The following is a 16,785-nucleotide window of genomic DNA, read 5'->3' as shown; positions in this document are numbered from 1 at the left end:
ATATTTTAATTAATAATCTCTACCTCATCTAAGTAATCTACGCCCAATAATTTTGAGGTATTGTCCATAAACTTAGATATTTCTAAGAATCCTTCACTATTTATTAAACATATAAAGTTATCTCCTCCTTCAAAATATGATTTAACAAATTTGCATTTAATTATTTTATCTCCATTTTTTGTTTTTATCTTAATTAAAACATCCTCATAAATATTAAATTTAACTTCAGAAGCTTTAATATTTGTTATTATGTTTCCAAACCTATCTATGTGAATAACTCTCTTTTTTTCATTGTCCAATGTAACTATACTTTTTAATTTCTCTCCCTCATAATCGTTATTTATTAATATCTCTGCTCCAACTACTGCATATACATCTCTGCCATGAAAGGTTGAAGACGGGTTATATTTACTTTCATCAATTTTTATAATCCTCTCTATTCCTAATCTTTCAACAACATAAGTAAATAACCCATTGTCTGGACCTACTAAGTAGTGACCATTTTTCGTTTCAACAACAATTGAATTCCTTTCACTACCTACAGTTGGATCTATTACAGCAACGTGAACTGATGGTGGAAAGTAAGGGATAGATGTTAATAAGACATAGGCTCCATGATATATATTAAATGGCTTTACTTCATGAGAGATATCAACTATTTTTGCATCTTTATTATGTTTTTTTAAAATTTCTAAAATTCTGCCCTTCATTGCTCCTACATATCCTTCACTAAATCCAAAGTCAGTTGTTAATGTTATAATATCCATCTCATCACCAAATTTATATAGTTCGTATATTTACTTTAAACTTTAAATTAAATTTTTAGTTATCCTTATATATTAACATAAATTAGTAGATTAAGCATATGGTGATATTATGATTTTAAGCGATAAAGATATAATTAAGTTGATAAATGAAAATAAATTAGTTATAGAACCTTTTAACAGAGAGTATTTAGGCCCGTCATCTTATGATGTAACATTGAGCGATGAATTTATAATATATGATGATGAAATTTATGATTTATCAAAAGAATTAAAATATAAAAAGATAAAAATAAAAAGATCTATATTAGTTTGCCCTATAAATTATACTCTAAATAAAGAAAAAATAGAATACTTTAAAGAAAAATATAATGTTGATTATGTAGTTAAAGGAGGAATATTGGGCTCTACAAATGAGTATATAGAACTACCTAAGGAAATTACATCTTTTTATCAAGGTAGAAGTAGCTTAGGAAGGGTATTTTTAACATCACATCAAACTGCTGGATTTATTGACGCAGGTTTTAAAGGAAAGATTACCTTAGAGATAGTAGCTCATGATAAACCAGTTATATTATATTCTGGAATGAGAATAGGACAGTTAATATTTTTCAAATTAAATACTCCAGCAGAAATTGGCTATTGTGAGAAAAAAGGCTCAAAATATGCATATCAAAAGACTGTCATGCCTTCATTGATACATAATGATTTTAAAGGATTCTAAAAATAATTGCATATATTACTAAAATTTCAACTAAAATAAGTAATAATACCATACCTATTAAAACTGCTATTGATATATATTAACCTATTTGATTTCGAGATTAATATAATAACAATAAGAAACTAATAAGATTCCTAAAATTACTGAATACACTAATAAAAAATATGGATTATCAAATATCTATCTTACATAAATTAATATACAAAAAAATTTATATACTATATCTTGCTATTTTAACCTAATTTTTATACTTGCGAATAGGCATTAAAATCTTTTTTAAAACTTTCTTTATTTTATAAAACACTATATTTATATTTCACATGGAGAGATACTATGAAAACATTAAGATTCAAAAAAGATAAAGTTATAAAGATAAGTGAAGAGATGTTTCCAGATGAATTATGTGAAAGATGTGGAAGATGTTGTATATTACATGCATACAAAACAGAGAAAGGTTTAGAACTTATCTACTGCCCACACCTTGATAAAAAAACAAAATTATGCAAAGTATATAATAATAGATTTGAACATGGATGTTTAACAGTTATGGAAGGCATTATGGCTGGAGTTTTCCCAAAAGATTGTCCTTATGTTAAAGATTTAAAAAATTATGAAGAACCTTGGTTCTATAGATTACTTAGAGAAGAAGAAAATAAAAAAGAATAATTTAACTAAATTTTTCTTTTTAATCTATTTTAATTTTTCAACAACAAGATATCATTAATATTGATATAACCTTTTTATATTTAAGATAAGATATGATTATGATAATTAATCAGATAATTATTGTTACTAAGATAACAAGGTGATAGTATGGGAATGACAATTGTTGAGAAAATTTTAGCAAAAGCTTCTGGAAAGAAAGAGGTTAGCCCAGGAGATATTGTAATGGCAAACATTGATGTGGCAATGGTTCATGATATTACAGGACCTTTAACAGTCAATACATTAAAAGAGTATGGAATTGAGAAAGTTTGGAATCCTGAAAAAATTGTTATCTTATTTGACCACCAAGTTCCTGCTGATAGTATAAAAGCAGCTGAAAACCATATATTAATGAGAAAGTTTGTTAAAGAACAAGGTATTAAATACTTCTATGATATAAGAGAAGGTGTTTGCCACCAAGTATTGCCAGAAAAAGGACATATAGCCCCTGGAGAAGTTGTTGTTGGTGCTGATAGCCATACATGCACACATGGAGCTTTTGGAGCTTTCGCAACTGGTATAGGTTCAACAGACATGGCTCATGTGTTTGCTACTGGTAAATTATGGTTTAAAGTTCCTGAAACAATTTACTTCAACATTACTGGAGATTTACAACCTTACGTTACTTCAAAGGATGTTATTTTATCAATTATAGGAGAAGTTGGAGTTGATGGAGCTACATATAAGGCTTGTCAGTTTGGAGGAGAAACTGTAAAGAAGATGAGTATTGCCTCAAGAATGACCATGACTAACATGGCTATTGAAATGGGAGGTAAAACTGGAATTATTGAGCCAGATGAAAAAACAATACAATATGTAAAAGAGGCTATGAAAAAACATGGAACTGAAAGACCCTTTGAAATTGTAAAAGGAGATGAAGATGCAGAATTTGCTGAAGTTTATGAGATTGAGGCTGACAAAATAGAGCCTGTTTTTGCTTGCCCACACAATGTAGATAATGTTAAACCAGCAAGAGAAGTTGCAGGAAAACCTATAGATCAAGTATTTATAGGAAGTTGTACAAATGGAAGATTAGAAGACTTAAGGATGGCTATTGAAATTATTGATAAACATGGAGGAATAGCAGATGATGTTAGAGTTATAGTTACCCCTGCATCAAGAGAGGAGTATTTAAAAGCTTTAAAAGAGGGAATAATTGAGAAATTCTTAAAGTATGGTTGTGTAGTTACAAATCCATCTTGCTCTGCATGTATGGGTTCATTGTATGGAGTTTTAGGACCAGGAGAGGTTTGTGTTTCAACATCAAATAGAAACTTTAGAGGAAGGCAAGGTTCCTTAGAGGCAGAGATTTATTTAGCATCACCAATAACTGCTGCAGCTTGTGCTGTTAAAGGAGAATTAGTAGATCCAAGGGATTTAGAATAAAGACCAAAAATATTAAATAACAGTTAAGATGAACATAACATAAAAATAATAAAATAATAAAAAATCATTCTAACCCTACCTCAAAGTAGGTAGGGTGTATATTTTAACTGCACCCCATAGTGGGTGCAGTGCATTTTTTATTATAAAATTTAAAAATTACTTATTCTTCGTCTTCTGAACTCTTTTCACCACTATATATACTCCATAAAGCTATTAATGCAGATGGAATGGCATGTTCTGTAGCAAATGTCATATGTGGGGCTAAGTCAATTACATAATCAGCAAATCTAAACAATCCTATTGGTATTCCCTCTCTTGAACCACAAAATACTACTATTTCCTTCTTTTTTCTTAAATCATAGGATAATTTATCTTTTATTTTTGAAATTTCCTCTCCTTTTGGGTCAGTTATTATTATTAATCTATTATTCCTTTTTTTATCTCTAATAACTTGATATAGATCCTGAACAGTTACAGGAACTAAAGAAATTTCAAATGGATATGCTCTCTTTTGAATCTCATATCTTGAATGTTGCCCAATTTTAACCCCTTTTATGAATTCCATTAACTCGTAGGCATCTACTTTCTCTTTTGGAGCTATAATTAATTCCTTAACTTCAAATCCTTGAGCGGCTCTACCTATTGCCTCTCCAAACCTTTTACAAACTATCTTTTCTCCTAAATAAGGCATTTGAACAATAACAACTTTTTTAAATAATTCTCTTGCATTTCTTTTATCTTTTGTGTATTTTTTATATCTATCTTTATTAGTTATACAGATGTATGCCTTATCTTTAAAGATTTCAACATTAATAACTTTATCAGGTCTCTCTAAATCAACACTTGCATTAGTTAAATCTTTAATCTTAGCTCCCAAGACGATATTTACATCAATTGAATTAAAATCGTGTTTTCCTCTTTTTTTAGTCTCTACTGCAAATGTTTCTCCTTCTTGTATATAATCTTTAATTTTTTCAGCCATATTAACTATTTTTTCAAATTCTGCCTCAGTTTCAAAATAAACCTTTAAACATCTTTCAACTTCTGGAATTTGTAAAATTTTATCTTCAATATCTTCCTCACTTTCAATTATTACAACTCCATGATAACCATCTGGTGACACAATATAGTTAAAGTTTTCAACATAATCTTTTAATCTATTTACAACAATATTTTCAAAGCCTCTCTGAGTTTTTATTATATACTTTACCATCAAAATCCACCTCTAATGAATTTAAATATATTAAGAAAAGTAAAACAATCAAAAAGCCATAGTTAATTCCTACTTCACAGTAAGTTAATAGTATCGAGGCATAAATGGCATAGAGTTTTTTATCTCCATTATATATATACTTTGAAACATAACCTAAAAATATAGCAAATAAAAAACTAAATATTCCAAAGTCTAAGAATACACTACCAAACATTAATGTTGTTATATTATGATTATAACCAAAAAGTATTTGTCCTATATACCTCTCTCCGTTAGGAGTTAATATTATATTATATCCTAAACCAAACAATGAACTAATATCCAAAATTTTATTAAATACAGTCAAATCAAAGTATGCTCTATAACATAATAAATTTAAAAAACCTATTTTCCAATGTTGATTTGAATTTAAAATTACAATAAAGCCAACGATATTTAAGATTAAAAATAGCCCTAAAAATATCAAAATAAGATGTTTTAAATTTATTTTATTTTTGTATTTGTAAATTATATATGAAACAGTGAGCATTAAAATTCCAGCTTTATATCCTAAGAGAGTTAATAAAATAAAACCTACTGCAAAATAAAAAATATTTTCAATGCCCGAATATATTAATAAGCCAGTTGATATTAATCTCAATGGCTCAGAGTTTATAGCCATCCTTATATTATAATTTAGTAATGGAATCCCTTTATATTTTAAAACAATTAAAATAAAAGATAAAATCCCTCCTAAGAATACTAAATTATTAAAAAACTTACTATTTTGATATTTTACAAATAACTTAACTATTAAGATTATAATCATTAAATAAATAAGTGTAAAAAGTATTGAGTGAGTTATAGCAAAAGAACCATAGCCAGATAATACTAAAAAAGACAATAAAGATAAATTTTTAATAATATTTTTATTTATATTTATATTTATTAATTTTATATCTACAAAAAATGGCAAAGAAAAGGATATTAAAAAAATCCCAACAACTAACAAAATTTTTAAAAAGTTGTAAATTCCTATTTTATTTAAATATGGTAATGCCAATAAAATTATTGCCAAATGCCCAAAAACTACTATAAAAACTGGATGAAATAAATCTATCTCTTTAAGAATCTTTTTAATGTTGCGTAAATACATAGTAATACACCAAAGACATAATAGATTATAACATCTAAATCTAAGATTCCACTCTCAACTGCTATCAATGTATATGCAAAGACTACTCCATAAATACCTAAATAAACTCCTCTTTTATGCTTTGCCAACATATATAAATATCCTAAATATATCCCTAAAAAACCAAAGTAAGGAATAATAGATAATGTTCCAAAATCTGCTACTACACTACCAACAATAGTTGGAGTTATACTCACTCCATAAATTCCTAATATATTGGCTATAACAGTCCTTGGACCATTACATAACCCAAAATATGAAAATATTGCCGCATAGTGTAAATATCCATCTAAAACTCCATTAAAATGATTAAATAATATATCATAAACGGACATAGTTAATTCAATTCTTGAAAGTATTGGATTTCCACCAGCATCAAGGAAATACATCCTTAAAATAGACATTATTACCAATAAAATGAATATAATTCCAAAGTATTTTATAATATCCTTAGTTTCTATTAAATTTTTGTAGTATAAGACAGCAATCGTTGATAAGAGTAGAACTAAAACATTTGTTCTATAACCTAACAAAGCAATAGGAATTGATAAAATTAAAGTATAGAGTATAACTTTTTTTACTCTCTTTTTTTCTATATTATAGTATGATAGAATCAAAGCCCAGCCAATAAATATTAAGTGAGATAAGGTTGTGAAATAAACATTTAAATGGTATCTAACTATTGGATTAAAAAGAGGAATATCATTAATCCAAATTATGTCAGCCAAAATCGATATTAAACCAATAAACACAAATAACAACCCTATATAAAGCCAAATATTTTTTTTGTTAAAATTATTTATTCCCTCATTTATATTATTTTCATTAAATATCCTAAAATATAATCTTTTGCCAACTATAAAGGACATATAAAAAAATATCGCAGAGAATAAAAACACTAAGGATGAATATAAAGAAATATCTGAAAAAATTAGATAAATACAACATAATATTAAAAATAAATGGTTCAATTCTATCATATTATCCCAAAGTAATTACTGGATATTTATTACTAATGTTATCTATATTTGAATTATTTATTACGATATAAACTACTAAGTTGGAAGTAGAGACATTTGAAGTGTTAATAATCTTATCAAGATTTTTTAGGGTTTTTAAATTAATTCCTTCACTTAATAAAACTCCATTATCTAAAAAATTTATGGATAAACCTTTATTTATATCAACAAATAGTTTATTTCTAATATTTACTATCTCAGTTGGTGTATATTCCTTAGTGTCTGCTCCAAACATACCATTTATATAAACATATGTTATATTCAAATCTTTAAAATTATTGTTTATCTGTTTTTGAATATAGTTGGCAATATCTTTGAACGATTTTCCATTTGTATGATTAACCTTATAAATAATTACAGCATTACCTAACGGTTTTAAAATTATCTTCTTTGCAGAAATATCCTCTTTATATGCATTAACTCCTCCAATAGTTATCGTTGTATTTTGATATATAGCGTATAATGTCCCACCAGATGCTTTATAAATTTCAATAGTTCCATTAAACGGTTTTCCATATCTCCATTTTCCTATAACTTCAGCATATAAAGGAATATTTTTATTTAATATGTTTTCACAAACCCACGCACATTTATACATCTGACTACCATCAAACACATATTTATTATTTTCATTACTTAAAGTAAAATATTTATATGCTAAAGCTCCTGCAGTTATTAATATTGACAATATTACTACAATTTCTAATATTCCTAATTTTCTCATAAGATTTCACCATTTATTATTAAAAAAGTTTATTAAAATGTAAATATTTTGCTTAGTATATTATAACTATAAATAAATAACCATTCACATTTACTTAAACAATAATTAAAGTGGTTTAAATGAAAGTAGATTTGCACATTCACAGTATAGAAAGTAAATGTTCTTTAAATCCTAAAAGATTACTACAAAAAGTGTGTATAAAGAAAAATATTCTTCCAGCGATTTGTGATCACAATAAACTAACTAAAACTAATTTTTCAATTCCTGGGGAAGAAATTGCTACAAATAGAGGGGAATTTATAGGCTTATTTCTAAATGAAGAAATTCCTTCAAATTTAGATTTATATGAGGCATTAGATAGAGTTAGAGAGCAGGGAGGCTTAATATATATCCCACATCCTTTTGATATTCATAGAAGTAAAAGTTTAGTTAAATTTAAAGTTTTAGAAGAAAAGGAATTTTTAAAGTATATTGACATTGTTGAGGTTTTTAATAGTAGATGCCGTAGTTTAGAGCCAAACATAAAGGCGTTAGAATTTGCTAAAAAACATAAGTTTTCAATAGGTTTTGGAAGTGATGCTCATTTTATTTGGGAAGTTGGCAACGCATACACGATATTTGATGAGATAAATATAGAGGATATAAGTAATATTTCTCCAAAAGAATTTCTAAATTTATTAAATAAAAAAACTAAAGACCTTTTGAAATCTAACTTTAATTTATATGCAAATCCTTGGAAAACAAAATATCACTTTGGAACGTTGGGAAGTAAATATAATATTACATTGTATAGCAAAATTCTAAAAAAGATTAGAAGGCGTTTAAATATATAATAATTATGGTTTTTTCTTTAATCTATAACCACAGTATGGACAAACGATCCAATCGGGTTGAATAGGTCTTTTACAATTAGGACATCTTAAAATTTCTTCTTCCTCTTCTTTTAATTTAGTTCCACAGTGCGCACAAAATTTCCATGAATCTGAAATGTAATTGTTACAGTTTTTACATCTTTCTATTTCTTCTTCAAATACCATACTTTTAATTTCAGCTCCGCAGTTAGTACAGTAATTCCAACCCAAATCTATTGGAGAGTTGCAAGAAGTACATAATGGAATAAATGTTGAAAATTTGGTACCTAATGCCTTTTTAATTTTTTCTAAAGTGATCATTGCTTCTCTTCTTAAAATCTCATCAGGATCGTATTCCATTATTTGATTTAATAGTGTAATTATTTCATTTAATGTTACTTTATCATAGACATCTAAATATACAATAGCCTCTGGTCGATTTTCAGCAATATCTTGTAATTTTCTTAAGGTAACTAACTTTGTTGCAGGAACTGTACTTCTTAATCCTGAAACTATACTCATTTTTTCTTCGTCAGTTAATGGGATTACTCTAACCATTCTCTTCACCACAAAATTTAATATATTACTGAGATTTTATTTATACCATTATATTACTTTTGTACATATAACTTGTCATTTACCCAAAGATCTCCTAATGATTTAAGTTTAGGATAACAATATAAAACCCCTGTATTTAGATCCTTTTCAGATAAATTTAAAAGTCCAGATAACTCAGCATCTTTTCTTTTTATTTTAAACTTATAGTAAGGTTGTAGTCGTCCCCTTCCAGCATAGTAACAAATAATTTGTACCTCATCAACATCTGTATTTTTAAAAACATAGTAAGTTATTATTCCAATGTCCCTTTTACTATCTGCGTCTAAATCATAGCCATTATATTTAATATTTGTTTTTATTTGATATACTATTGCCGTTTTAACTCCATTTATAGTTCTATTCTCAATCTTTATTACATTGTAATTTTTATACAAAACGTCTGGATATTTTAGTGGGAACAAGATTACACACCCACACATTACTAATAAACTAGTTAATATTAAAATTATTATAGTTAATATTCTATATACCTTCATTTTAACCCCACTTACTATCAATATTATTTAAAGTATAACTATTTATTAAATTTTGTAATTTCCAGTTATAAATAGATTTACCTATGATTATTAAAATAGTAATGTAGGGAGCTGATATCTATGCAAGTTACAACATACGACTTAAAAAAAATATCTGAAAAACTTGGATTATCTTTAAAAGATATAAATAAAGCATTTAAAAAGAAAATTTTAAGAGAAGGAGAATATAGAGATACAAGAACCCTATTATTTAAAAAGAACTTTAAACATATAGAAAAAGGGACTGTAATATTCTTAAACGAGAATCTTGATATAGTTAGAGGTTACCCTAAAACTTATAGAGCTTTAACTCTTTATCCTACGATAAAAAAGCATTTTATAGATAAAGTGGTTATTGAGGAAAAATTAAATGGATATAATACAAGAATTGTGAAAATAGACAATGAAATTTATGCATTAACAAGGAGTGGATACATTTGCCCATTCACTACAAAAAAGGCTAAAAAACTATTAAATTTAGAGATTTTAGATGATTATCCAAACTATATGTTATGTGGAGAGATGATTGGATTAAACAATCCCTACACTCCCTATTATTACGAAGAAGTTGATAAAGGTTATGAAAATTTAGGGTTTTACATTTTTGACATAAAAGAGAGAGAAACTAATAAATCCCTCCCAATAAGAGATAGAATAGAGCTTTGTGAAAAATATAATCTACCCTATGTTAAGCCATTAGCCATTGTAAATAAAGAAAAGGCAGATATTTACATAAAAGAGATTATTAAAGAGTTGGATAAAAAAGGGAGAGAAGGGGTAGTTTTAAAAGATCCAGATATGGATGTTCCTCCTTTAAAATATACAACTCACTATACGCAATGTGAAGATTTAAAGTCAGCATTTACATTTTTCTTTGACTTGGGAGTTGATTTTATATTTAGCAGAATTGTAAGAGAAGGTTTTATGAGTTTTGAATTTAGAGAATCTATTGAAGAGAGAAAACAAAGGGCTAAAGACTTAGGAGAATCTATATTGCTCCCAATGATTGAAACTATTGAGAAAGTAGCAAGAGGAGAAAGAGTTTCAGAGGACTTTGAACTCATATTTGATAGTGAAGAAGATTTGGAGGAATTTTTAGAGTTTATGAGGAAGATGAAGATGGTTATAAAGATAAAAAATGTTAAAAAAATAAATACTGATGAGGGTTTAAAAATCAAAGTATTAATTGGTAAGATATACAATAAAACTAATGATAAAATTATTAGTTATTTAAATGGAACACTCTGGGAATGATAACAATAATTAAAATCAAAAAAATAAAAAATCTTAAATACCCTAAGTTAAAGTTTAATTGTAATAATATTAAGTTTCTTTATATTATTGAGATAAAATAAAAAGGGGATATCTGTGAAGTTAAGCCTAAAGGATGTCTTATTAAAAATTGTTTCTCCAATATGTGCTATTATATTATGGGAAATATTGGCTATATATGTAAATAATCCTGTTATATTACCAAGAGTTGAAGATGTTGTTAATGTTTTACTACACCCTTTTAATGGTATTTTGGGTACTGGTAGCTTAATAGAAAATACTATTGTTAGTATAAAGAGAGTTTTAAGTGGTTTTTTGTTAGCGTCAATTATCTCAATACCTTTGGGAATTCTTATGGGATACTATTCTTTAGTAAATAATTTATTAGATACTTTAATAGAGCTGTTAAGACCTATTCCTCCATTGGCTTGGGTTCCACTATCTTTGGCGTGGTTTGGTCTTGGAGAGATGTCAATGATATTTATTATTTTTATAGGGGCATTCTTTCCAATATTAATAAATACCATATCTGGAGTGAAAAGTGTTCCTAAACCGTTGATTGAGGCAGCTTTAACCTTAGGGGCTAAAGAAAAGGATATTTTAATAAAAGTTGTTATTCCTGCATCTTCACCAAGTATTTTAACAGGTCTTAGAGTAGGGGCTGGAATTGCTTGGATGTGTGTTGTTGCCGCAGAGATGCTACCTTCAAGTAATGCTGGTTTAGGTTATCTAATTATGTATGCCTATTCTCTAAGTAGAATGGATGTAGTTATTGCTTGTATGATAATTATTGGATTAATTGGGCTTATCTTAGATAGAGGATTAAGATATATTGAAGATAAATACTTCATTTGGAGAAAAATGATGAAATAAAAGTGATAAAATGAAAGTAAAGTTGAAAGTAGAAAATTTATCAAAAATTTTTGAATTCAATGGAAACTATGTTAAAGCTTTAGATAATATAAACTTAGAAGTTTATGAAAATGAATTTTTAACAGTTATGGGTCCGAGTGGTTGTGGAAAAACTACCCTATTAAGGATTATTGCAGGATTGGATTATCCTACTGAGGGTAGAGTTTTATTAGATGGAAGAGAAGTAAAGGGGCCAGGAGCTGATAGAGGAGTTGTATTTCAGCAATATACATTAATGCCTTGGAGAACTGTATTAAAAAATGTTACATTTGGTTTAGAGTTGAAAGGTATTCCAAAAAAAGAAAGGATAGAAATTGCTAAAAAATATATAAAACTTGTAGGATTGGAAGGTTTTGAAAATGCATATCCCTATCAACTAAGTGGAGGTATGCAACAGAGAGTGGCTATAGCAAGAACTTTGGCAAATGACCCAGAAATCGTTTTGATGGACGAGCCATTTGCGGCGTTAGATGCACAAACAAGAAATATTTTGCAAAATGAGTTATTAAAAATATGGCAAAAACAGAAAAAGACTGTATTTTTTGTAACACATAGTATAGATGAAGCAGTGTATCTTTCAGATAGAGTTGTAGTTTTAACAGCGAGACCTGGAAGAATAAAAGAAATAATTAAAATTGACTTAGAAAGACCAAGAGATAGAACAAGTATTGAATTCCTCGAATATAGAAAAAAGATCTTAGAGATATTAAAAGATGAAGTTCTAAAAACATTAAAACTTAAAAATATTTAAAAAATTATAAAGTTCTTATTGGAATTCCTCGATCTATACAATATTTTTTTATTTCCTCTATTGTATATTCTCTATAGTGTAATATTCCAGCCATTAGTGCGGCATCTGCCATTCCATAAATAAAGGCCTCATAGATATGTTCTGGTTTTCCTGCTCCTCCTGAAGCTATAACTGGAATTTTAACGCTTTTAGATATTTCTCTCGTTAATATTAAATCATAGCCACTTTTTGTTCCATCCTTGTCAATACTCGTCAATAGTATTTCTCCTGCCCCTAATTTTTCAACTTTTTTAGCCCACTCAATTGCATCTATTCCTGTCTCTTTCTTGCCACCATATATATAAACTTCAAACCAGCAGTAGCCATCTTCAACTTTAACTACATTTTTATCAATAGAATTTATTTCATCTTCATTGACATAATGTCTTTTTGCATCAATTGCTACAACTACACACTGAGAGCCAAATATTTCACTTGCTTCTTTAATTAGATTAGGATTTTTTACTGCCGCTGTGTTTATTGAAACTTTATCTGCCCCAGCCCTTAAAATTTTTCTAAAATCATCAATTGATTTAATTCCACCCCCTACAGTTAAGGGAATAAATACTTTTTCAGCTGTTCTCTCTACAACATCAATAATTATATCTCTTTTCTCCGCTGATGCAGTAATATCTAAAAACACTAACTCATCAGCTCCCTCATTATCATAATATTGAGCTAATTCAACAGGATCCCCAGCGTCTTTTAAATTTAAAAATTTAGTTCCTTTAACTACTCTTCCATCTTTAATATCTAAACATGGAATTATTCTTTTTGTTAGCATTATTATCCCTTATTATAATTCTTCATTTTTTCTAAGTTCTTCTTCAGTAGTAATTCCAGAAAGTGTTTTTACTACCTTTAAAGCTCTTAATGAGGCTAAATCTTTCTCTAAATATATATTTGCTATATCGTGGGTAATATTTATTAACTCCTTTGAAAATTTTGTTTTAATTTTCGTAATTGGCATACTCTCTGACCACTGTCTTTCTACATTGGGGTCATAGGATAAAACTCCAATTATATCGTCAGATATTTCGCTAAGATCTGTAAGTCCTCTATACTTATTAATTAATATTCCAGTAAGTCCTATACCAAAGTCTTTTAAAAGGTCTATGGTTTTTAGTGAATTTACAATCGATGGAATACTATCTTCTCCAACCACAATTACTTTATTAACTAAGTTTTCTTCACTACCATAAGCTAAAAGAAGACTACCTTCAGGAATGTTTGGTGGAAAATCATAAACAATAACATCATATTCCTCAGCTAACACTTCAACTAATTTTATAAATTTTTCAATGTCTGTTTTGTATCCAAAAACATCAGAAGTCACTCCTGTTGGTATAATTGCTAAGTCTTCATAATTATAAATTATATCCTCTATGGCTGAATTTCCTGCCAAGTATGTATTTAAGTTGTGGTCTATATCTTCAAGACCAAATACTAAGGATATAGTCCCTCCATATAAATCGCAATCTATTAATATAGTTTTAACTGACTGACTGAGAATGTAAGCAAAATTAGCAGCAATCGTTGTTTTTCCTGTTCCTCCTTGAATATTATAAAATCCTACTTTCATTTTATCACCAAAATTAAAAATATTTAATTTAAAGGAATTTTCTTTGGAGGATTCACAATTACATACTTATTATGTTCCTTATCTAACTCTTCAAAAATATAACTGCCATTTATTGTGAAATCCCCTTTATAAATTGTAACTTTTATTTCTTTATTGTCTTTAATTATTAAATCTGTTCCATTATAGTATATGCTGTTATTTACATATTTACTTAACCATTTTGCTAAATCTTCAAACGAAACTATATCAGTTCCATTTTCTTTTAGATTTAAAAGTAAGTTAGTGTTATAGTTTCTAATATCTGCAACATAAACTCCAAAGTTTTCCTCTTTTGGAGGTATATATAGTGTTGAGACAACATTTATTCCATAAATCTCTTTTAGAGGTGTTGGAATCTTAATTATTGGAATTCCATTTTCTATATAAAACCCTTTTTCTCCAGGAATTACTAAGTATTTTACTTTGTCTTTTATGTCTAATTTCCAGTCAATATCCTCATTTTCTTTCCCTAAAATTGCATCTACTAAGTAATTATCTGAACTTTCTAAGAATAATCCATCACAACCACTTGCAAGAGCATAGGCGTAATTTTTTACAAACCAATGATTGAAATATTTATATTTTTCCCACATTTCACTATCTTCTTCAGGAGAAACAGGCTCTCCTTCATAATACCATTTTGATGTCTCTTTAGCATTACCATCCCAATATGGCTCGCCGTTGTCTAAATGATAGTAGTAGTTCTCACTTTTAGGGCTATTTTCCCAATAACCATAATCTTCTGTTCCTTTATAACTTATTACTTTTGGATAATAACCACCAATTGGGTCATTTTGGAAAGTTTCTGGGGCTTTATCAACATAAATTAAAGGATAATAACTTAAAGCCAATATATCAAATTTAAAGTCCTCTGTAGTTTTTAAAAAACTACTCAATTTTTCAGGATTAAAGTAGATATGAGTGTAGTTTGTATAAAACTTTTTAAACCAATAATCTTTATATAGATATTCCAATTCATCTTCACTAACATCAGATTTTTGAACGAGTTTTATTCCTTCATTACCCGTTACTATATAACTTACATTTATTCCTACGAGTCTTAAAGAATTTATATGATTTAATTTTTTGTAAATAATCTCATCGTCTAACATATCAACTTTAATCTTTCTTTTTGCGACATCTATTGCGTAATCTCCATTTTCATCTGGAATTATTTTATCTATAGCAACGCCTGTGGCAAGTATATGCTTATAGTATGGAGGAACTTTATTTATATATGCAAATACTCCCCCATTATTTGCTATATACTCTCCAATAATGTCAAGGGTTTTCTTATCATTTAATGTTGTAGGATATAGGAAGAGAAGTTTATTTTTCTTAAGTTCATAAACTCCATCATTTACTTTTTTATAGTTAATTTTGTAGATAGGTATTTCTTTAACATCAACTGGGGGATTAAATATAATTGCTCCATCCTTAGTAGTAACAACATACTTTTTTGGATAAATTATAAAATTACTGTTGTTGTCAATGAATACATAGCCATAATAATCTGGAATACACTTTTGTGGGTAAGTATATGTATATTCGTATCTATATTCATCTTCTGGTTCTTTTGGTGGGTTATAGTATACTCCATTCTTTCCTTCAACGATGTATTTTTTTGGATATAAGATAAAGGTAGCATTTTTTATTAAAACATAACCATCATAGTTAGGGATTTCTGAAATGTTTGGAACTTTTACTTTATAGGGTTTTACAAATTCATATTTGCTATAATTTTCTTCTTTTGGGGGATAATAAACTAAACTTCCATTTTCTCTATAAACACTGTATTTTGGATATACTATAATAACTCCATTGTTACTAACATATGTGTAATTTCCATAATCTGGGATTTTTGATGGAGTATATTTTTTTATTCCTAAATAATACAAAATATCTTTATTAATTGTATCATTGTCTAAACAAAATATGGTTAATGAATTATTATCATTTAAAAGATATTTAATCTCTTCAACACTTTTAATTTCTGATAAAGGAACAAAATTTATGGGAATAGAACTTGCATACTTATATTCAACCTCTGAAGGATAAACAGATGTAACTATTGGGAGAGCCATTAAAATTAAGATTATAGCAACTTTTTTCATACTATTCACCTGTCATATTCTTCTTTAAAATCTTTTACATACATTAAAGGATAGTCAATTTCTGGGATATATTCAAGTTTTAAGTGAGCAATAGTATTATTTACTTTAATTTTTAAATCTACATTTAACATTTTCCCATCTAATGAAACATATTTCTCTTCTACATTTTTAATCTTTACCTTTATGTCATATACAAAAGGTTGATTTTTCATAGATTCCTCTATAGCCCTCTCTAATAATTCTTTATTTTTTTTACTTACAGGAGTTCCAACAAATTGGTGAAATAACGCCCCAAGAGTAATACCTCCTTCAAATACTGCCCTCTCTCTATCTGATAAATTTTTAAAATATTTTTCAAATATTTCACTATTTTCAACTCTCAT

18 protein-coding genes are annotated in these 16,785 nt (G+C 27.7%); 7 read left to right on the top strand and 11 right to left on the bottom strand.

Annotation, left to right across the window (positions count from 1 at the left end):
* Positions 1 to 5: 5 nt before the first annotated feature.
* Positions 6 to 767, bottom strand: coding sequence for an SAM hydrolase/SAM-dependent halogenase family protein (locus KMP69_RS03605; RefSeq protein WP_214400574.1), 762 nt, complete (start codon positions 765 to 767; stop codon positions 6 to 8).
* 109 nt (positions 768 to 876) lie between these two features.
* On the opposite strand from KMP69_RS03605, the gene dcd reads away from it, so the two are divergent.
* From dcd to leuC, 3 genes are all read left to right on the top strand, one after another.
* Positions 877 to 1,488: a dCTP deaminase gene (dcd, locus tag KMP69_RS03600; protein ID WP_214400573.1), complete on the top strand. Its 612-nt coding sequence runs from the start codon at positions 877 to 879 to the stop codon at positions 1,486 to 1,488.
* A gap of 333 nt (positions 1,489 to 1,821) precedes the next feature.
* On the top strand, positions 1,822 to 2,154 hold the full coding sequence (locus tag KMP69_RS03595) for a CxxCxxCC domain-containing protein (protein WP_214400572.1): 333 nt from the start codon (positions 1,822 to 1,824) through the stop codon (positions 2,152 to 2,154).
* 147 nt (positions 2,155 to 2,301) lie between these two features.
* Positions 2,302 to 3,579, top strand: coding sequence for an isopropylmalate/citramalate isomerase large subunit (leuC, locus tag KMP69_RS03590; protein WP_214400571.1), 1,278 nt, complete (start codon positions 2,302 to 2,304; stop codon positions 3,577 to 3,579).
* 160 nt (positions 3,580 to 3,739) lie between these two features.
* On the opposite strand, the gene KMP69_RS03585 is transcribed toward leuC, so the two are convergent.
* The 4 genes from KMP69_RS03585 to KMP69_RS03570 are packed head-to-tail and all read right to left on the bottom strand — an operon-like array spanning position 3,740 to position 7,709.
* Positions 3,740 to 4,792 carry an SPOUT family RNA methylase gene (locus KMP69_RS03585; RefSeq protein WP_214400570.1) on the bottom strand — a complete coding sequence of 351 codons (1,053 nt, stop codon included), beginning with the start codon at positions 4,790 to 4,792 and terminating at the stop codon, positions 3,740 to 3,742.
* Positions 4,755 to 5,927: an oligosaccharide repeat unit polymerase family protein gene (locus KMP69_RS03580; RefSeq protein WP_214400569.1), complete on the bottom strand. Its 1,173-nt coding sequence runs from the start codon at positions 5,925 to 5,927 to the stop codon at positions 4,755 to 4,757. Before KMP69_RS03580 ends, KMP69_RS03585 begins: the two co-directional genes overlap by 38 nt.
* On the bottom strand, positions 5,888 to 6,946 hold the full coding sequence (locus tag KMP69_RS03575) for an oligosaccharide repeat unit polymerase family protein (RefSeq protein WP_214400568.1): 1,059 nt from the start codon (positions 6,944 to 6,946) through the stop codon (positions 5,888 to 5,890). The genes KMP69_RS03580 and KMP69_RS03575 overlap by 40 nt, the downstream gene beginning before the upstream one ends.
* A 1-nt stretch (position 6,947) precedes the next feature.
* Positions 6,948 to 7,709 (bottom strand): TrmB family transcriptional regulator sugar-binding domain-containing protein, encoded by a 762-nt coding sequence (locus tag KMP69_RS03570; RefSeq protein ID WP_214400567.1) that lies wholly within the window; start codon positions 7,707 to 7,709, stop codon positions 6,948 to 6,950.
* A gap of 119 nt (positions 7,710 to 7,828) precedes the next feature.
* On the opposite strand from KMP69_RS03570, the gene KMP69_RS03565 reads away from it, so the two are divergent.
* Positions 7,829 to 8,542, top strand: coding sequence for a PHP domain-containing protein (locus KMP69_RS03565; RefSeq protein ID WP_214400566.1), 714 nt, complete (start codon positions 7,829 to 7,831; stop codon positions 8,540 to 8,542).
* Between the two features lie 3 nt (positions 8,543 to 8,545).
* Here the strand turns inward: KMP69_RS03565 and KMP69_RS03560 are convergent, their stop codons facing one another.
* Both KMP69_RS03560 and KMP69_RS03555 read right to left on the bottom strand, forming a co-directional pair.
* The gene (locus tag KMP69_RS03560; RefSeq protein ID WP_214400565.1) at positions 8,546 to 9,118 is read right to left on the bottom strand and encodes a zinc ribbon domain-containing protein; all 573 of its coding nucleotides are present in this window, start codon (positions 9,116 to 9,118) and stop codon (positions 8,546 to 8,548) included.
* Positions 9,119 to 9,171: 53 nt separating this feature from the next.
* Positions 9,172 to 9,654, bottom strand: a complete 483-nt coding sequence (locus KMP69_RS03555; RefSeq protein ID WP_214400564.1) for a hypothetical protein — start codon at positions 9,652 to 9,654, stop codon at positions 9,172 to 9,174.
* 120 nt (positions 9,655 to 9,774) lie between these two features.
* Here KMP69_RS03555 and KMP69_RS03550 point away from each other — a divergent pair, with 120 nt between their 5' ends.
* The 3 genes from KMP69_RS03550 (at position 9,775) to KMP69_RS03540 (ending at position 12,628) form a co-directional block, all read left to right on the top strand.
* On the top strand, positions 9,775 to 10,947 hold the full coding sequence (locus tag KMP69_RS03550; RefSeq protein ID WP_214400563.1) for an RNA ligase: 1,173 nt from the start codon (positions 9,775 to 9,777) through the stop codon (positions 10,945 to 10,947).
* Positions 10,948 to 11,061: 114 nt separating this feature from the next.
* Positions 11,062 to 11,838, top strand: a complete 777-nt coding sequence (locus KMP69_RS03545; RefSeq protein ID WP_214400562.1) for an ABC transporter permease — start codon at positions 11,062 to 11,064, stop codon at positions 11,836 to 11,838.
* A 10-nt stretch (positions 11,839 to 11,848) separates the two neighbouring features.
* Positions 11,849 to 12,628 carry an ABC transporter ATP-binding protein gene (locus KMP69_RS03540; protein ID WP_214400561.1) on the top strand — a complete coding sequence of 260 codons (780 nt, stop codon included), beginning with the start codon at positions 11,849 to 11,851 and terminating at the stop codon, positions 12,626 to 12,628.
* Between the two features lie 4 nt (positions 12,629 to 12,632).
* On the opposite strand, the gene hisF is transcribed toward KMP69_RS03540, so the two are convergent.
* From hisF to mptD, 4 genes are read right to left on the bottom strand one after another with little or no spacing between them, the layout of a single operon-like run.
* Complete coding sequence (hisF, locus tag KMP69_RS03535; RefSeq protein ID WP_214400560.1) at positions 12,633 to 13,451, bottom strand: imidazole glycerol phosphate synthase subunit HisF; 819 nt, start codon at positions 13,449 to 13,451, stop codon at positions 12,633 to 12,635.
* 12 nt (positions 13,452 to 13,463) lie between these two features.
* On the bottom strand, positions 13,464 to 14,249 hold the full coding sequence (locus KMP69_RS03530) for a MinD/ParA family ATP-binding protein (protein ID WP_214400559.1): 786 nt from the start codon (positions 14,247 to 14,249) through the stop codon (positions 13,464 to 13,466).
* Between the two features lie 23 nt (positions 14,250 to 14,272).
* Positions 14,273 to 16,402 (bottom strand): hypothetical protein, encoded by a 2,130-nt coding sequence (locus tag KMP69_RS03525; protein WP_214400558.1) that lies wholly within the window; start codon positions 16,400 to 16,402, stop codon positions 14,273 to 14,275.
* Between the two features lie 5 nt (positions 16,403 to 16,407).
* Complete coding sequence (gene mptD / locus KMP69_RS03520; RefSeq protein WP_214400557.1) at positions 16,408 to 16,785, bottom strand: dihydroneopterin aldolase; 378 nt, start codon at positions 16,783 to 16,785, stop codon at positions 16,408 to 16,410.

It is taken from the genome of Methanocaldococcus lauensis (assembly GCF_902827225.1).
Lineage (GTDB): Archaea > AGJL01 > Methanococci > Methanococcales > Methanocaldococcaceae > Methanocaldococcus > Methanocaldococcus lauensis.
This window is presented reverse-complemented; position numbering and strand designations above follow the sequence as displayed.